Source organism: Polaromonas sp. P1_E11 (genome assembly GCF_056405995.1).
This window is the reverse complement of the sequence record NZ_JBFUBA010000001.1, coordinates 460634-473746: the sequence shown is the minus strand read 5'-3', so window position 1 is coordinate 473746 and position 13113 is coordinate 460634. Positions and strand designations below refer to the sequence as shown.

Annotated in this window: 13 protein-coding genes; 4 read left to right on the top strand and 9 right to left on the bottom strand. The window is 61.0% G+C overall.

Translation table 11 applies throughout. The annotated features are described in order from the left end of the window. Positions 1 to 94: 94 nt before the first annotated feature. On the bottom strand, positions 95 to 655 hold the full coding sequence (gene grpE / locus AC1D11_RS02340) for a nucleotide exchange factor GrpE (RefSeq protein ID WP_477646779.1): 561 nt from the start codon (positions 653 to 655) through the stop codon (positions 95 to 97). 355 nt (positions 656 to 1010) lie between these two features. Beyond that, positions 1011 to 1712 (bottom strand): GntR family transcriptional regulator, encoded by a 702-nt coding sequence (locus AC1D11_RS02335; protein ID WP_477646778.1) that lies wholly within the window; start codon positions 1710 to 1712, stop codon positions 1011 to 1013. Between the two features lie 204 nt (positions 1713 to 1916). Here AC1D11_RS02335 and AC1D11_RS02330 point away from each other — a divergent pair, with 204 nt between their 5' ends. Beyond that, positions 1917 to 2945: a Bug family tripartite tricarboxylate transporter substrate binding protein gene (locus AC1D11_RS02330; protein WP_477646777.1), complete on the top strand. Its 1029-nt coding sequence runs from the start codon at positions 1917 to 1919 to the stop codon at positions 2943 to 2945. A 103-nt stretch (positions 2946 to 3048) separates the two neighbouring features. On the opposite strand, the gene AC1D11_RS02325 is transcribed toward AC1D11_RS02330, so the two are convergent. From AC1D11_RS02325 to AC1D11_RS02295, 7 genes are all read right to left on the bottom strand, one after another. After that, positions 3049 to 3357: a winged helix-turn-helix transcriptional regulator gene (locus tag AC1D11_RS02325; RefSeq protein ID WP_457278868.1), complete on the bottom strand. Its 309-nt coding sequence runs from the start codon at positions 3355 to 3357 to the stop codon at positions 3049 to 3051. A 220-nt stretch (positions 3358 to 3577) separates the two neighbouring features. Beyond that, positions 3578 to 4642, bottom strand: coding sequence for a Gfo/Idh/MocA family protein (locus tag AC1D11_RS02320; protein WP_477646776.1), 1065 nt, complete (start codon positions 4640 to 4642; stop codon positions 3578 to 3580). Positions 4643 to 4644: 2 nt separating this feature from the next. After that, on the bottom strand, positions 4645 to 5622 hold the full coding sequence (locus AC1D11_RS02315) for a Bug family tripartite tricarboxylate transporter substrate binding protein (protein ID WP_477646775.1): 978 nt from the start codon (positions 5620 to 5622) through the stop codon (positions 4645 to 4647). A gap of 61 nt (positions 5623 to 5683) precedes the next feature. Next, positions 5684 to 6667: a Bug family tripartite tricarboxylate transporter substrate binding protein gene (locus AC1D11_RS02310; protein ID WP_477646774.1), complete on the bottom strand. Its 984-nt coding sequence runs from the start codon at positions 6665 to 6667 to the stop codon at positions 5684 to 5686. Between the two features lie 93 nt (positions 6668 to 6760). Next, positions 6761 to 7750 (bottom strand): sialic acid TRAP transporter substrate-binding protein SiaP, encoded by a 990-nt coding sequence (locus AC1D11_RS02305; protein WP_477646773.1) that lies wholly within the window; start codon positions 7748 to 7750, stop codon positions 6761 to 6763. Between the two features lie 153 nt (positions 7751 to 7903). After that, on the bottom strand, positions 7904 to 9271 hold the full coding sequence (gene gudD, locus AC1D11_RS02300; RefSeq protein WP_477646772.1) for a glucarate dehydratase: 1368 nt from the start codon (positions 9269 to 9271) through the stop codon (positions 7904 to 7906). A 66-nt stretch (positions 9272 to 9337) separates the two neighbouring features. Next, positions 9338 to 10111: a FadR/GntR family transcriptional regulator gene (locus AC1D11_RS02295; RefSeq protein WP_477646771.1), complete on the bottom strand. Its 774-nt coding sequence runs from the start codon at positions 10109 to 10111 to the stop codon at positions 9338 to 9340. Positions 10112 to 10327: 216 nt separating this feature from the next. Here AC1D11_RS02295 and AC1D11_RS02290 point away from each other — a divergent pair, with 216 nt between their 5' ends. The 3 genes from AC1D11_RS02290 to AC1D11_RS02280 are packed head-to-tail and all read left to right on the top strand — an operon-like array spanning position 10328 to position 13076. Beyond that, a complete protein-coding gene (locus AC1D11_RS02290) occupies positions 10328 to 11137 on the top strand; it encodes an NAD-dependent epimerase/dehydratase family protein (RefSeq protein ID WP_477646770.1) in 810 nt (269 codons plus the stop codon). A gap of 9 nt (positions 11138 to 11146) precedes the next feature. Continuing rightward, positions 11147 to 12049, top strand: coding sequence for an SMP-30/gluconolactonase/LRE family protein (locus AC1D11_RS02285; RefSeq protein ID WP_477646769.1), 903 nt, complete (start codon positions 11147 to 11149; stop codon positions 12047 to 12049). A 58-nt stretch (positions 12050 to 12107) separates the two neighbouring features. Next, a complete protein-coding gene (locus AC1D11_RS02280) occupies positions 12108 to 13076 on the top strand; it encodes a TRAP transporter substrate-binding protein (protein ID WP_477646768.1) in 969 nt (322 codons plus the stop codon). Positions 13077 to 13113 lie beyond the last annotated feature (37 nt).

Sequence of the window (13113 nt, the reverse complement as noted above, 5' to 3'; positions counted from 1 at the left end):
TTGAGGCCGCAGCCGCTGTGTGGATTAACTATGTTGATAACTTGTGGGTAAGCTGTGTGGCTTCAAGGGGTTCAACAAGTTTTTTAAGCGGTTTTTACTTGGGGGCGGCCACCGTGACGAGGGCGGGGCGCAGCACGCGCTCGGCGATCAAGTAGCCCTTTTGCAGCACGTTGACCACGGTGTTGGCTTCCTGGTCGGCGGGCACCATGCTGATAGCCTGGTGCTGGGTCGGATCGAATTTGGTGCCAGGAGCCGGGTCGATGGCGACCACCTTGTTGCGCTCAAGTGCACTTTTCAGCTGCTTGAGCGTGGCTTCGGCGCCTTCACGGATCTGCTCAGGCGTGACGTCCTTGATCGCCAGCCCGGCTTCCAGGCTGTCTGCCACAGGCAGCAGGCTTTCGGCAAAGCTTTCCAGGGCAAATTTACGGGCCTTGGCGACTTCTTCGTCTGCACGGCGGCGGGCGTTTTCGGTCTCGGCCTTGGCGCGCAGGTAGCTGTCGGCCAGCTCGGTGTTCTTGGCCTGCAGCGTGGCGACTTCGGCTTGCGCGACCGTCAGCGCGTCAAACTCGTTGGCGGCCTGCGCCGCTTCCAGTTCTTCAGGGCTGGGCTCACCGCTAAGTGGTTGATTTTGTTCGGGTTGTGTATTGTCAGACATGCTCGAAAACAGGGTTGAAGCTGGTAATGTTTCCAGCTGGGGATGGCAAAGCCCTTTTCAAGACAGGGGCTTCGTTTTTGGTTCAGATAGTTTGGCTGCGGGGTGCGCGGCCTGGGTGTCCAGGGCTCTGTCGTTCCTGTGCGGCCCGATGTGCCCCAGCTGTAGAAACTGGTTCGTGGCCTGAATTGTAGTGGCTTGCCACCCGTTCCCCGGCCGGCAAGGCTGGTTCTGGCTGTCTACGGGATGGTGCCGGCTTGCAGGCCTGTGCTATGTTATTGATAGCTACCGGGGCACATTTTTATTGGGCTGAAAGGCTAAATCGTCGAGATTTCAGGTGCAGACGGCAAAAACCGCTTCAAGGCACTGCCGGTTTCTGCATGCGCATCATGAGTTCGCGCTTGTTGTCACGGCTGCGGTGGGCATGTTCGCGCATCAGGGCTTCGGCACGCGCCCCTTCCCCGGCCAGCAGTGCGGCCAGCACGTCTTCATGGTCGGTTTGTGCGCGCTGGATGAACCCGTATTCGAGCAGGGGCAGGGCGCCGTTCAGGCTGAGCGCACCGGCGCCGGCCATCGGTGTTTTGCTGACGTGGGCCAGTGCGGAGGCGAGTGTGCTGTTGCCGGCGGCGCGCACCAGCGCGTCGTGAAAGCGCGCGTTCATGGGGACCCAGTGTGCCGCGTCAATCACATGGCCGGCAGCCTGCGCTTGCTCCAGCAGCAGCCTGCCTTCTTCGACGCAGGCCTGCAGGGCCTCCCGGGTTTCGGGCGTGATGCCGCGCTCGGCGGCCTGCCTGGCTGCCATGCCTTCCAGCACGCCCCGCACGTCGACTGCATTGGCGATTTCGTCAACGCTGAACTGCCTGACGCGAAAGCCGCGTGTCGGCAGGCGTTCCAGCAAGCCTTCCTTTTCCAGCTCGCCGAGCGCAATACGGATTGGTGTGCGCGAAACCGCCAATTGGGCGGACAGCTCAAGCTCCACCATGCGTTCGCCCGGGGCCGCCTGGCCGCTGAGGATTCTTTGCCTCAATGTTTGCGTGGTGTAGTCAATCTGGGAAGACATAAACGGCAGGGGTTGATAGCGGTTGGCTGAGCGAAAGGATTATTGCATGCAGTATTTCAATTTATTAGGGTTTATAAGGTTAATCAAGCATCTATTGCGTGCAATAAAATAAGATGACTAAGAATTTTGAGCTGGATGGCGCATGAACAAGCATGAACATCAACCTGCCGCCAGCGTTGCGGCCAATAGCCCCCAGGAGACACCATGAATCTACTTCGCCTCCATTCCTTGCGACGGCTTGCCCGAACGGCAACGCGGCTGGCAGCGGCTTATGCTACTTCGCTGGTGCTTGTCTTCACAGGCTTGTGCGTTGCGCACGCCCAGCCGGCTGCAAGTTATCCCAGCAAGCCCATCAAGCTGATCGTTCCTTTTCCTGCGGGCGGTGGTGGTGACACGCTGGCCCGGCTGGTCATGCAGCGGGCAGCGAAGGAACTGGGCCAGCCCGTCGTGGTGGAAAACCTGGGCGGCGCCGGCGGAAACGTGGGCAGTGCAACAGCAGCCAAGGCGCTGGCCGATGGCTACACCCTGCTGTACGGAACCAATGGCACGCATGCCATCAACCACGCGATCTACAAGTCACCCGGCTTCAACCCGTCTCGCGACTTCGAGCCCGTGACCCAGCTCACCCGCATCGCCGCCATGGTGGTGGTGCGGCCCACGCTGCAAGTCAACTCCATGGCCGAGCTCACCAAACTGCTCAAGGCCAATCCGGGAAAATACACCTTTGGCTCCGCGGGCAACGGCACGACGTCCCACCTGGCCGGAGAAATCTACAAATCGCGCGCGGGCCTGGCGGTGGTGCACATACCTTACCGCGGCGGCGCACAGGCCATGACGGACCTGATGGGCGGGCAGGTCGACATGATGATCGAGGTCATGCCGAATGCCGCACCCCAGGCGAAAAGCGGACGTGTCAAACCATTGGCGGTGACGACAGCCACGCGCGTGGCGGGCTGGCCGGATCTACCCACCATCGCGGAGTCGGGCTTGCCCGGATTTGATGTGAGCGCGTGGGACGCGATTTTTGTTCCCGCCGGCACCCCCAGGCCCATCGTGAATCGCCTGAACGAAGCGATCCACAAAGCCCTGGCAGATCCGGAATTGCGCGCACAGCTGCAGTCGCGTGGTGCCGAGGTTGCGCCGGGCACCCCCGAGGAACTGGCCAGGCATATTGCCGGCAGCATGACCCTGTGGGGTGATGCGGTGAAACGTTCCGGCGCTGCGGTGGATTAGGGCGTCGGTAAGTGCGTGGATGAATACTGTTGATCGGTAAAACAGCGCAACAAAAAAGCGACCTTGAAGGTCGCTTTTTTTCGGGCCAGTCTGGCCGGGTAATTTACTTTTTCTTGGTCTGGCTGACAGCCCATTTGCCGGCAAACGCCTGCAGGTCGTTCAAGCGCTTGAGCAGGTCGGCGCCCAGCGTGGTGACCGTGTAGCCGTCGCTGCCATGGCCAAGCAGGCCGGCTGCGCGCAATTCCTTGATGCGGGTATTGAGGGTATTGGGAGTGATGCTGCCGATGCTGTCTTGCAGGAGGCGGAACGTCTGGGGATGGCCGTCTTTCAGGGCCCACAGCACGCGCAGTGCATAGCGTGCTTCCAGCAGTTCAAGCAATTGGCCTACCGCTGCATTTTCTTTGGCACTCATCAGGTTATCTCCTCGGGTCACAGTTTGGTCACAGGGGGTTGTTAAGCAGAAAGCTTGGGGCCAAATATAACGCAAATTGCTGACTGCTACGAGTTTTATAGCTGCCCATGCCCGCTGCGGTTGGACTACAGCCTGAAACTCTCTTGGAAAACCCTGATGTGCCAGGTGCCGCATTGGGCTTAAGGAACGCACCGGGTAGGCCCAGGCGCATCACTTCTACCTACATCACGGGGATCCGTGTTGCCGGATGAAGTGCTACAGCGCTGCCTGTTCTGGATGATTCCATGATCGCTTCAATCACCTGTTGCACCCCAAGTGCGGAGCGCCCCGTCACGGCGGGTGCGCATCCATTCTGGACAGAGCGAATGAAATCCTGCAGCACGGCGCGGTGAGCGGCATGGTCGAAGGCCATGGGATCGGCGCCACCGCCGGAGGCCTGGCGTGCACCGGCGGTCAGCGTCTTTCCGCTGGAAAAAACCGCCTGCATTTCACCGCCTTCCAGCGTCACGGTGCCCTGGGTGAAGTTGAGTTCAATGCGCTCGGGAAAACCGGGGTAGGCTGCAGTGGTGGCCTGAACCACAACGATTGCACCATTGTTGTAGTGCAGCAATGCGGCCGCCGTGTCTTCGCCCTCCATGCGATGCACTGCGCTGGTGCCAGCAACGCCTGTGATGCGCTCCGGCATGCCGATGAAGCTGAGCATCAGGTCGAGGGTATGAATGGCCTGCGTGATCAGCACGCCGCCGCCGTCCCGCGACAGGGTGCCGCGTCCGGGCTCATCGTAATAACTTTGCGGCCGCCACCACCGGATCGACGCGGCGGCGCTGACCAGCGGGCCCATGGCATCGTCACGCAGCAGTGCCGCCACGGCAAGGGCCGCGTCACGCATGCGGTGCTGCAGCATCACCGCCAGCATGACACCCGCAGTTTCGCAAGCCTCGACCAATGCATTGGCCCGGTTCAAATCAATTTCGAGCGGCTTTTCGACCAGCACATGCTTGCCTGCACGAGCAACCTGCTGAACAAGATCCAGATGGGTATTGGGCGGCGTGAGAACCAGCACGGCTGTCACGCTGGCGTCTTCCAGAATATCTTTCAGGCGCGTGGTCCTGCGCGCGCCTCGAGGCACTTCTACGGCAGCCAGCCGTTCGGTGTTTCGCGCATAAACCCAGGCGACGTCTGCTTCGCTGGCCAGGTCTTCAAGACTTCGGAAGTGAGGTGCAGAGCCCAGCCCTGCACCGATGACGGCGAGGCGCAGCCGCGCAGGGCTGGGTACGGACGGCATGTTCAGTCAAGCTTGACGTTGGCCGCTTTGATGACTTGCGCCCATTTCTCGACCTCGGATTTCTGGAAGGCGGAGACCTGCTCGATCGTCATGTTGGACGGTTGCATGCCCAGCCCTTTGAGGCGTTCCTGCATCTCGGGCTGCGCGGTGATTTTCATGATTTCATCGTGCAGCCTGTCAATGATGGGCTTGGGGGTGCCGGTGGGCACAAAAATGGCTTGCCATGAGGCCACCTCAAACCCTGGGACGGACTCAGCCACCGTTGGCACATTCGGCATGGACTCCAGGCGCTTGGCGGAGGTGACCGCCAGCGCGCGCACCTTGCCGCTCTGGATATGCGGACCTGCTACGACCGTGGTGTCGAACATCATGTCCACCTGCCCGCCGATCACGTCCTGGATGGCGGGGCCGCTGCCTTTGTAGGGCACATGGATGAACTGGGTACCCGACTTGAAGCCCAGCAGTTCCAGCGAGAGATGCTGCGACGTGCCGCTGCCGGCCGATGCGGAAGAAATGGTTTTCGGTTTGGCCTTCGCTGCGGCCAGCACGTCCTGCAGCGTTTTGTAAGGGCTGTTGGCTCCCACCACCAGCACGACCGGATTGGTGCCGATGAGCGCCACCGGCGAGAAAGACTTGATCGGGTCGTAACCCAGTTTCGGGTAAAGGCTCACATTGATGGCATGCGAGCTGACGGTGCCGCCCAGCATCGTGTAGCCATCTGCCGGTGCGCGGGACGCGACTTCCGAGCCGACGCTACCGCCAGCACCGCCTTTGTTGTCAATCACGATGGTGGTGCCGAGTACCGGCCCAAGTTTTTGGCCAATCAGCCTGCCCAGGATGTCGGTGGTGCCGCCTGCAGGAAAAGGCACGATGAAGGTGATGGGCTTGCTGGGCCACTTGTCTTGTGCGAGGGCAGGAAGTCCCAGCGCCGACAGGGCAGCGCCAGCAAGTGCGAAATGGAAGAGGGAACGGCGTTTCATGATGTCTTGTCTCCTGGAGCTTGTATAAAAATTGTGGGTCAGGTTGTCGTGGCGCCCATCTTCAGTCGGCGGTGATGCGGCGTGTGGCAATCAATGTCTTCCAGCGCGCCCACTCGCGCAGCTGGAATGCGGTGAATTCTTCCGGCGTGCTGGCAACAATCTCCAGCCCCTGGTCAAGCATGCGTTTTTTCATTTCCGCATCCTGCATGGCGGCGATCACCGCGTCACTCAGGATCTTCCTGGTGGCGGCAGGCAGCCCTTTGGGCGCTGCCATGCCTTGCCACGAGTAGACTTCGGCGCCTTTGACTCCGGCCTCGGCGAGCGTGGGAACATCGGGCAGTACGGGCGAGCGCTTTTCGCCGGTGACGGCGATGGCGCGCAGCTTGCCCGCGCGAATGTGCGGCAGCACGGCGTTCACATTCTGGAAAGAGAAATCCACCTGGTTGCCCAGCAGGTCGTTGACCGCCGGCGCGCCACCTTTGTAGGGCACGTGCACACCTTCGGTTTTTGATTGCTGCCAGAACAGTTCGGCCGAAAGATGATCGGATGAACCGTTGCCCGAGCTTGCAAACGACACCTTGCCCGGTGTCTTGCGCAGCAGTGCCAGCACGTCGTCTACCGTACGCTCGGGCCGCGCGATGTTGGCGACCAGCACGTTCGGCGCCTGCACCGGCACGCTGATGTAGTCGAAGTCCTTTGTGGCGTCGTAGGGCACGCTTTTGAGCAGATGCGGCGTAACGACAAAAGCGCCCAGCGAAGACACCAGCAACGTGTAGCCGTCAGGCGTAGCGCGCTTGACCTGACCTGTGCCGATGGTGCCGGTGGCGCCGGGCCGGTTGTCAACGACGAAGGTACCGCCGAGCCTGGCCTGCAATTGCAGCGCCAGCGCGCGCGCCACCATGTCGGTGGAGCCACCCGCGGGAAATGGCACGACGATGGTGACGGTTTTGCCGGCGGGCCATGTGCCTTGGGACCACGCAGGCAGCGCCGGTGTTAACAGTACAGCGCCCGCAAGCGCGGACTGGATGAGGGAGCGGCGTTTCATGGTGTCTCCTGCATGTGACGTAAAAGTGAAAGCGGAAGGAAGGCCGACAGCAGGTGGTTGTAAGGTCTGCGCCGCCTGTCGCCTCCCGTCCGGTTACTTGATGGCCTGAATGCGCTCGTACAGGCTCTTAGGCCAGGGGGCATCGGCTGCGGTCAGCGAAGGCAAGACCGCTGCGGCAAAAGGCGCGCGGTCTACCTTGTTGACGATTTTGCCTTTCTTCTCGAACTCGGCGACCAGGCGGTTTTCGGCATCGACGATGTCCTGGCTGGCGCGGCTTGACGCCTCCCAGAGCACCTGGTCAAAGATTTTCCTGTCGGCCTCACTGAGTTTGGACCAGACCGAGCCCGACACGGCCGTGATCAGCGATTCGGTGATGTGGCCGGTCAGGGTGATGTATTTCTGGACTTCGTAAAACCTTTTGGCCTCGATGGTGGGAAGCGGGTTTTCCTGTGCATCGACCGTGCCGTTTTGCAGCGCCAGGTAGACCTCGGCAAAGGCGATGGGCGTTGGGTTCGCACCCACGGCCCTTGGGAACATCACAAAAAGTGGTGCGTCGGGCACGCGCAGCTTGAGGCCTTTCATGTCCTCGGGCTTGCTGATGACCTTGTTGGAAGTCATGTGGCGCAGGCCGTAGTAGGTGTAGCCTGCAATGTGCTGGCCGCCGGTTTTGCTGGCATAACCCTGAGCCAGCTCCTGAAAGACCGGGCCGCTACGGAATGCCTGGAAGTGCGCGTAGTCGCGAAACACAAAAGGCGCGGCGGCGATCGAAAGCGGCGGGTGTGCACGCCCGGCAAAAGCCGCGCCGGTGTAGATGATGTCGACGGTGCCCAGTGTCAGGCCCTGGTTGATGTCGGTTTCCTTGCCCAGGGATGAGGCCGGGAAGACCTCCACCACATAGCGGCCGTTGGTCTTCTTCCTGATTTCGTCGGCAGCCCAGACCGCTTGCTTGTGAAAGGTCTCCGAGGTCTCGTAGACGTGAGCCCATTTGAGCTTGGTCTGGGCAGCGGCGGCGCCTGCGCCCAGCGTACCGGCCAGCACCAGCAGCGTCGCACCCGCAATGCTGCAAAGGGTTCTGCGTTTCATGTCTTGTCTCCTGATTATTTGTAATGGCTCAGTGGGTATCGTTGGTGGGAAAAGGGCGCCGCGGTATACCGCCCCCGGCGCTTGGTGGATGCCCTATGCAAAGGGGCATGGCAGGGTTTCCGGAATCCTCTAAATTCCGGCGACCTGCTGGATTTATCGAACCATGCAGGGCATCTTGTTGTTGAATTTCCAGTCGGGGATCAGATATTGCATGGCCACAGCATCGTCGCGCGCACCGAGGCCGTGCTTGAGATAAAGCTGGTGCGCTTTTTCCACTTCGGCCATGTCCAGCTCTACGCCGAGGCCCGGTGTTTTCGGCACTGCGACCTGGCCGTCCACAATTTGCAGGGGTGCCTTGGTCAGGCGCTGGCCGTCCTGCCAGATCCAGTGCGTGTCAATCGCGGTGACCTTGCCGGGCGCGGCCGCAGCCACGTGGGTGAACATGGCCAGGGAAATGTCGAAGTGGTTGTTGGAATGCGAGCCCCATGTGAGCCCCCAGGTCTGGCAGACCTGCGCGACGCGAACGGAGCCTTGCATCGTCCAGAAATGCGGGTCGGCCAGCGGGATGTCGACCGACTGCAGGTGAATGGTGTGTGAGAGCTCACGCCAGTCGGTGGCGATCATGTTGGTGGCGGTCGGCAGGCCGGTGGCCCGGCGAAACTCTGCCATCACTTCGCGGCCGGAGAACACGCCTTCGGCACCGCAGGGGTCTTCTGCGTAGGCCAGCACATCGCCGCGGCCCTGGCAGATGCGGATGGCATCCTTGAGCAGCCACCCGCCGTTCGGGTCCAGTGTGATGCGCGCATCGGGAAAACGTTCGGAGAGGGCGATGATGGCTTCCATCTCTTCCTCGCCCCGCAGCACACCGCCTTTGAGCTTGAAATCCTTGAAGCCGTAACGCTTGTAAGCCGCTTCGGCCAATGCCACGATGCCATCGGCGTCCATGGCGGCCTCGTGGCGCAGGCGCAGCCAGTCGTCCTCCGCATCCGGCGCACTGCCGTAAGCCAGGTCCGTCTGCTTGCGGTCGGCCACATAAAAGAGGTAGCCCAGCATGGCCACCGAATCCCGCTGCTGGCCTTCGCCCAACAGTGCGGCCACAGGTACGCCCAGGAATTGGCCCAGCAGGTCGAGCAGGGCGCTTTCCACGGCAGTGACGGCATGAATTGCCACACGAAGGTCGAAGGTCTGGTTGCCGCGGCCGCCGCTGTCGCGGTCCGCAAAACGTGTGCGCAGGGTGTTGAGAATCTGGTTCCACGCGCCTACCGATTGCCCTTCGATCAGTTCACGGGCGTCTTCCAGGGTGTTGCGGATCTTCTCGCCGCCCGGTACTTCACCTACGCCGGTGCGGCCTGAACTATCGGTCAGGATCAGCAGATTCCGGGTAAAAAATGGGCCGTGGGCACCGCTGAGGTTTAACAGCATGCTGTCCTGGCCGGCCACGGGAATCACCTGCACACTAGTGATTCGGGGAGTTTGGGAAAGGGCGTGAGGGGCTGTTGCGGGAGCGTTTGAAGCGGGCATACCGGACTTGCTTGTAGGATGGTTGATAAACAAAATTTATCAGTTATCGTACAACTCGCCGATTATTTATGCAACCAGATTTGTACCCAGAGTGCGAGTTGCTTGAGGTTCGGAAGGCTCTTCGGGTGGCTGCATGGTATGCGCGTTATTGCCCCGGCGAAGCCGTTCACGGCTATTGGACAAGTGCGTCCGCATGGCGGCGCGTGCGGCCTCCGCATCCTGGTTGCGGATGGCGTTGTAGATGCTCTCGTGCTCGCTGTTGACCCGCTGCAGGTAGTTGAAACGGCCTTCGGGTGCACTGTGCGCCGTGTTGACGCGAGTGCGCGGAATGATCATGGTGCCCAGGTAGGTCATCAGGTCGGCGAAGTGCCGGTTGCCCGTGGCGCGGGCTACTTCCATATGGAACTGGAAGTCCGGTGGCACGGCGTCGGAGTCCAGGCTGATGGAGTCGTGAAAGGCGCGCAATGCATTTTCCAGGGCCTTGAGGTTTTCTGGCGTTCTCCTCTGGGCGGCAAGGCCGGCGGCTTCGGTTTCCAGGCTGATGCGCAGCTCCAGCACCGAGATCACATCGGCCACGGTGGCAAAGTCCTCGGCGGTGATCTTGAAGTTGCCGGCGACCTGCGGTTGCAGGACGAAGGTGCCGATGCCGTGCCGGGTTTCGACCAGTCCTGAGGCCTGGAGCTTGGATAGCGACTCACGCACCACGGTCCGGCTCACGTCAAAACGGGCCATGATTTCGGCTTCAGTGGGCAGTTTTTCGCCCGGCTGCAGGTGACCTGAACGGATGCTGTTGGCCAGATTTTCGACGATCTCACTCACCAGTCCGCGGGGGCGGCGCATGCGCAACGGCTCTTCGTGAAAGCCAACCGTAAGGCCTGCATCGGAGCGACTAGGGGTTTTCCTTGAGTCCATTAAAAAACCATTGACAAGCTAGGGGGTGAACTGGAGAATTCCAAGTCATCAGACAACCTATGACTGCGATGTTCTTGGGTTGACTTTAACAAACTTCATAAAAAAGTCCAGTGTTTGCAATCACACCGGACGCAGATGTAAAAAATGACCATCAAAGTTCACGAAAAGCTCTTGTTGACCGGCGCGGCTGGTGGCTTGGGCAAGGCCTTGCGCGAGCGCCTTAAAGCCAATTGCTCGGTACTCCGGCTGTCCGACGTGCAGTCTTTCGGCGCTGCCGCGGTCAACGAGGAGGTGATCCTGGCCGACCTGGCCGATTCCGCTGCCGTCCACACCATGGTTCAGGGTGTTGATGCGATTGTTCATCTGGGCGGTGTCTCGGTGGAAGGGCCTTTTGGCCCCATCCTGCAGGCCAATATCCTGGGCGCCTATAACTTGTATGAGGCCGCGCGCAAGAACGGCGTCAAACGCATCGTCTTTGCCAGCTCCAATCACGTCACCGGTTTTTACCGCCAGGACCAGACCATCAACGCAGACCACCCGCCGCGGCCCGATGGTCTATACGGCCTGTCCAAGGCCTTCGGCGAAGACCTCTCGCGCCTGTACTTTGACCGTTACGGCATTGAAACGGCTTGCGTGCGCATCGGTTCTTCGTTCCCCGAGCCCAAAGACCGCCGCATGCTGGCGACCTGGCTGAGCTTTGACGACCTGCACCGCTTGATTACCGCCTGCCTGACCACGCCGGTGCTGGGCCACAGCATTGTGTTTGGCATGTCCGACAACGCCGTCACCTGGTGGGACAACAGCCGCGCACGCCACATCGGTTATGTGCCGAAAGACAGCTCGGACATCTTTCGCGAGGCCGTCTACGCCCGAACCCCTGCACCTGACCTGAAGGATCCTGTCGCCCAGTACCAGGGTGGTGGCTTTGTCGTGGCCGGCCCTTTCGGCGACTGAGTGGCCAGGATGAGCACGAGTGAATCTCACGTTGAGCTGATTCTGGATGCGCGCAATGGCACGGGGGAAAGCCCTGTCTGGCAGGCCGCCGAACAAGCGCTCTATTGGGTTGATATTCCGGCGCGCAGGCTGTGCCGCTGGGGCGTGGCCGAAGGCGTTCTCACTGAATGGGCCGCTCCTGAAATGCTGGCCTGCGTTGCTTCGATAGGCGGCACGCAGGACTGGGCTGCGGGTACTGAAAGCGGCGTGTTCCGCCTGAGTCCGCAGGCAGATGGCCAGCTTGGTTTCGACCAGCTTGCCGCCGTGACTCATGCCATGCCCGGCATGCGCTTCAACGACGGCCGTTGCGACCGGCAGGGGCGCTTTCTCGCCGGTACCATGTTGATGAATATGGCCGCCGGCGCACGCGTCGGTTGCATCTATAGCTATCAAAAAGATAGCGAACTGAAAAAACTCCTGGACGGCTTCATCACGCCGAATGGCATGGCCTTCAGCCCCGACGGCCGTACCATATACCTGTCGGACTCGCATCCGTCGGTACAGACCATCTGGGCCTTTGACTACGACACCGAGACCGGCACGCCATCCAACCGGCGCGTCTTTGTCGACATGAACCCGCTACCCGGCCGCCCTGATGGCGCGGCAGTAGACGCCGACGGTTGCTACTGGATCTGCGGCAACGACGCCGGCCTGATTCACCGGTTCACGCCTGCCGGCAAGCTGGACCGCTCGCTGGCTGTACCGGTCAAAAAACCTGCCATGTGCGCCTTTGGCGGCGCCGGGCTCGACACCCTGTTCGTGACGTCGATACGCCCTGAGGGTGTCGACTTATCTGACCAGCCGCTGGCCGGAGGTGTGTTCGCGCTGCGCCCTGGCGTGCGCGGGCTGCCTGAAGCTGTGTGCATGCTTTAAAAAAAACGCCGAAGAGTTAGTTAACGAGTTTTCCACCACCAACCTAGAGGAAGAGACAATGAAAGCAACCCTGAAACTCACTGCCCTGGCCGCCGGCCTGCTGGCTTTTTCCGCGCAAGCCGTCGAGCTGCGCTCTGCCGATGTACACAACAGCGACGACTACCCCACGGTAGCCGCCGTGCGCCACATGAGCGAAACCCTCGCCAAGCAAAGCGGTGGCAAATACACGATCAAGGTCTTCAACAAGAGCGCCCTGGGTTCCGAGAAGGAAACCCTGGACCAGGTCAAGATCGGCGCGCTCGAGATGAACCGCGTCAACATCAGCTCGCTGAACTCGATCTGCCCGAAGAGTCTGGTGCCCACGATGCCCTTCCTGTTCGACTCGATTGCGCACATGCGCAAGTCGCTGGATGGCCCGATCGGAGAAGAGATCCTGAAGGGCTGTGAGAGCCAGGGTCTGGTGGGCCTGGCGTTCTACGACAGCGGCGCTCGCTCCATCTACGCCAAAAAGCCGGTGCGGACCATTGCTGACGCCAAGGGCTTGAAGATCCGTGTGCAGCAGTCTGACCTGTGGGTTGCGCTCGTACAGGCCATGGGCGCCAATGCCACGCCAATGCCCACCGGCGAGGTCTACACCGCGCTGAAGGTCGGCACGATCGACGCGGCCGAGAACAACATCCCCTCGTACGAAGGCTTCAAGCACTACGAGGCCGTGAAGTTCTACTCGCATACCGAGCACTCGATGGCGCCGGAAATGCTGGTGATCTCCAAGGTGATCTTCGACAAGATGACGCCGGCCGACCAGGCCATGTTCCGCGCTGCCGCAAAAGAATCGGTGACGTTCCAGCGCCAGAAGTGGGACGAGCAGGAAGCCAAGGCGCTGGACATCGTCGTCAAGGCCGGTTCCACCATCGTCAAGGACGTGGACAAGGCATCGTTCAAGGCAGCGATGGCCCCGGTGTATGCCAAGTTCATCACCACGCCTGATCTGCAGCGCCTGGTGAAAGCTGTTCAGGACAACAAGTAAATCCGGACCTTTCGAAGCCCGGCCGAACGTTCGGTTG

Coding starts and splice junctions, on each gene's coding strand:
- grpE (WP_477646779.1), bottom strand. CDS start 655: ATGTCTGACAATACACAACCCGAACAAAATCAACCACTTAGCGGTGAG.
- AC1D11_RS02335 (WP_477646778.1), bottom strand. CDS start 1,712: ATGTCTTCCCAGATTGACTACACCACGCAAACATTGAGGCAAAGAATC.
- AC1D11_RS02330 (WP_477646777.1), top strand. CDS start 1,917: ATGAATCTACTTCGCCTCCATTCCTTGCGACGGCTTGCCCGAACGGCA.
- AC1D11_RS02325 (WP_457278868.1), bottom strand. CDS start 3,357: ATGAGTGCCAAAGAAAATGCAGCGGTAGGCCAATTGCTTGAACTGCTG.
- AC1D11_RS02320 (WP_477646776.1), bottom strand. CDS start 4,642: ATGCCGTCCGTACCCAGCCCTGCGCGGCTGCGCCTCGCCGTCATCGGT.
- AC1D11_RS02315 (WP_477646775.1), bottom strand. CDS start 5,622: ATGAAACGCCGTTCCCTCTTCCATTTCGCACTTGCTGGCGCTGCCCTG.
- AC1D11_RS02310 (WP_477646774.1), bottom strand. CDS start 6,667: ATGAAACGCCGCTCCCTCATCCAGTCCGCGCTTGCGGGCGCTGTACTG.
- AC1D11_RS02305 (WP_477646773.1), bottom strand. CDS start 7,750: ATGAAACGCAGAACCCTTTGCAGCATTGCGGGTGCGACGCTGCTGGTG.
- gudD (WP_477646772.1), bottom strand. CDS start 9,271: ATGCCCGCTTCAAACGCTCCCGCAACAGCCCCTCACGCCCTTTCCCAA.
- AC1D11_RS02295 (WP_477646771.1), bottom strand. CDS start 10,111: ATGCGCCGCCCCCGCGGACTGGTGAGTGAGATCGTCGAAAATCTGGCC.
- AC1D11_RS02290 (WP_477646770.1), top strand. CDS start 10,328: ATGACCATCAAAGTTCACGAAAAGCTCTTGTTGACCGGCGCGGCTGGT.
- AC1D11_RS02285 (WP_477646769.1), top strand. CDS start 11,147: ATGAGCACGAGTGAATCTCACGTTGAGCTGATTCTGGATGCGCGCAAT.
- AC1D11_RS02280 (WP_477646768.1), top strand. CDS start 12,108: ATGAAAGCAACCCTGAAACTCACTGCCCTGGCCGCCGGCCTGCTGGCT.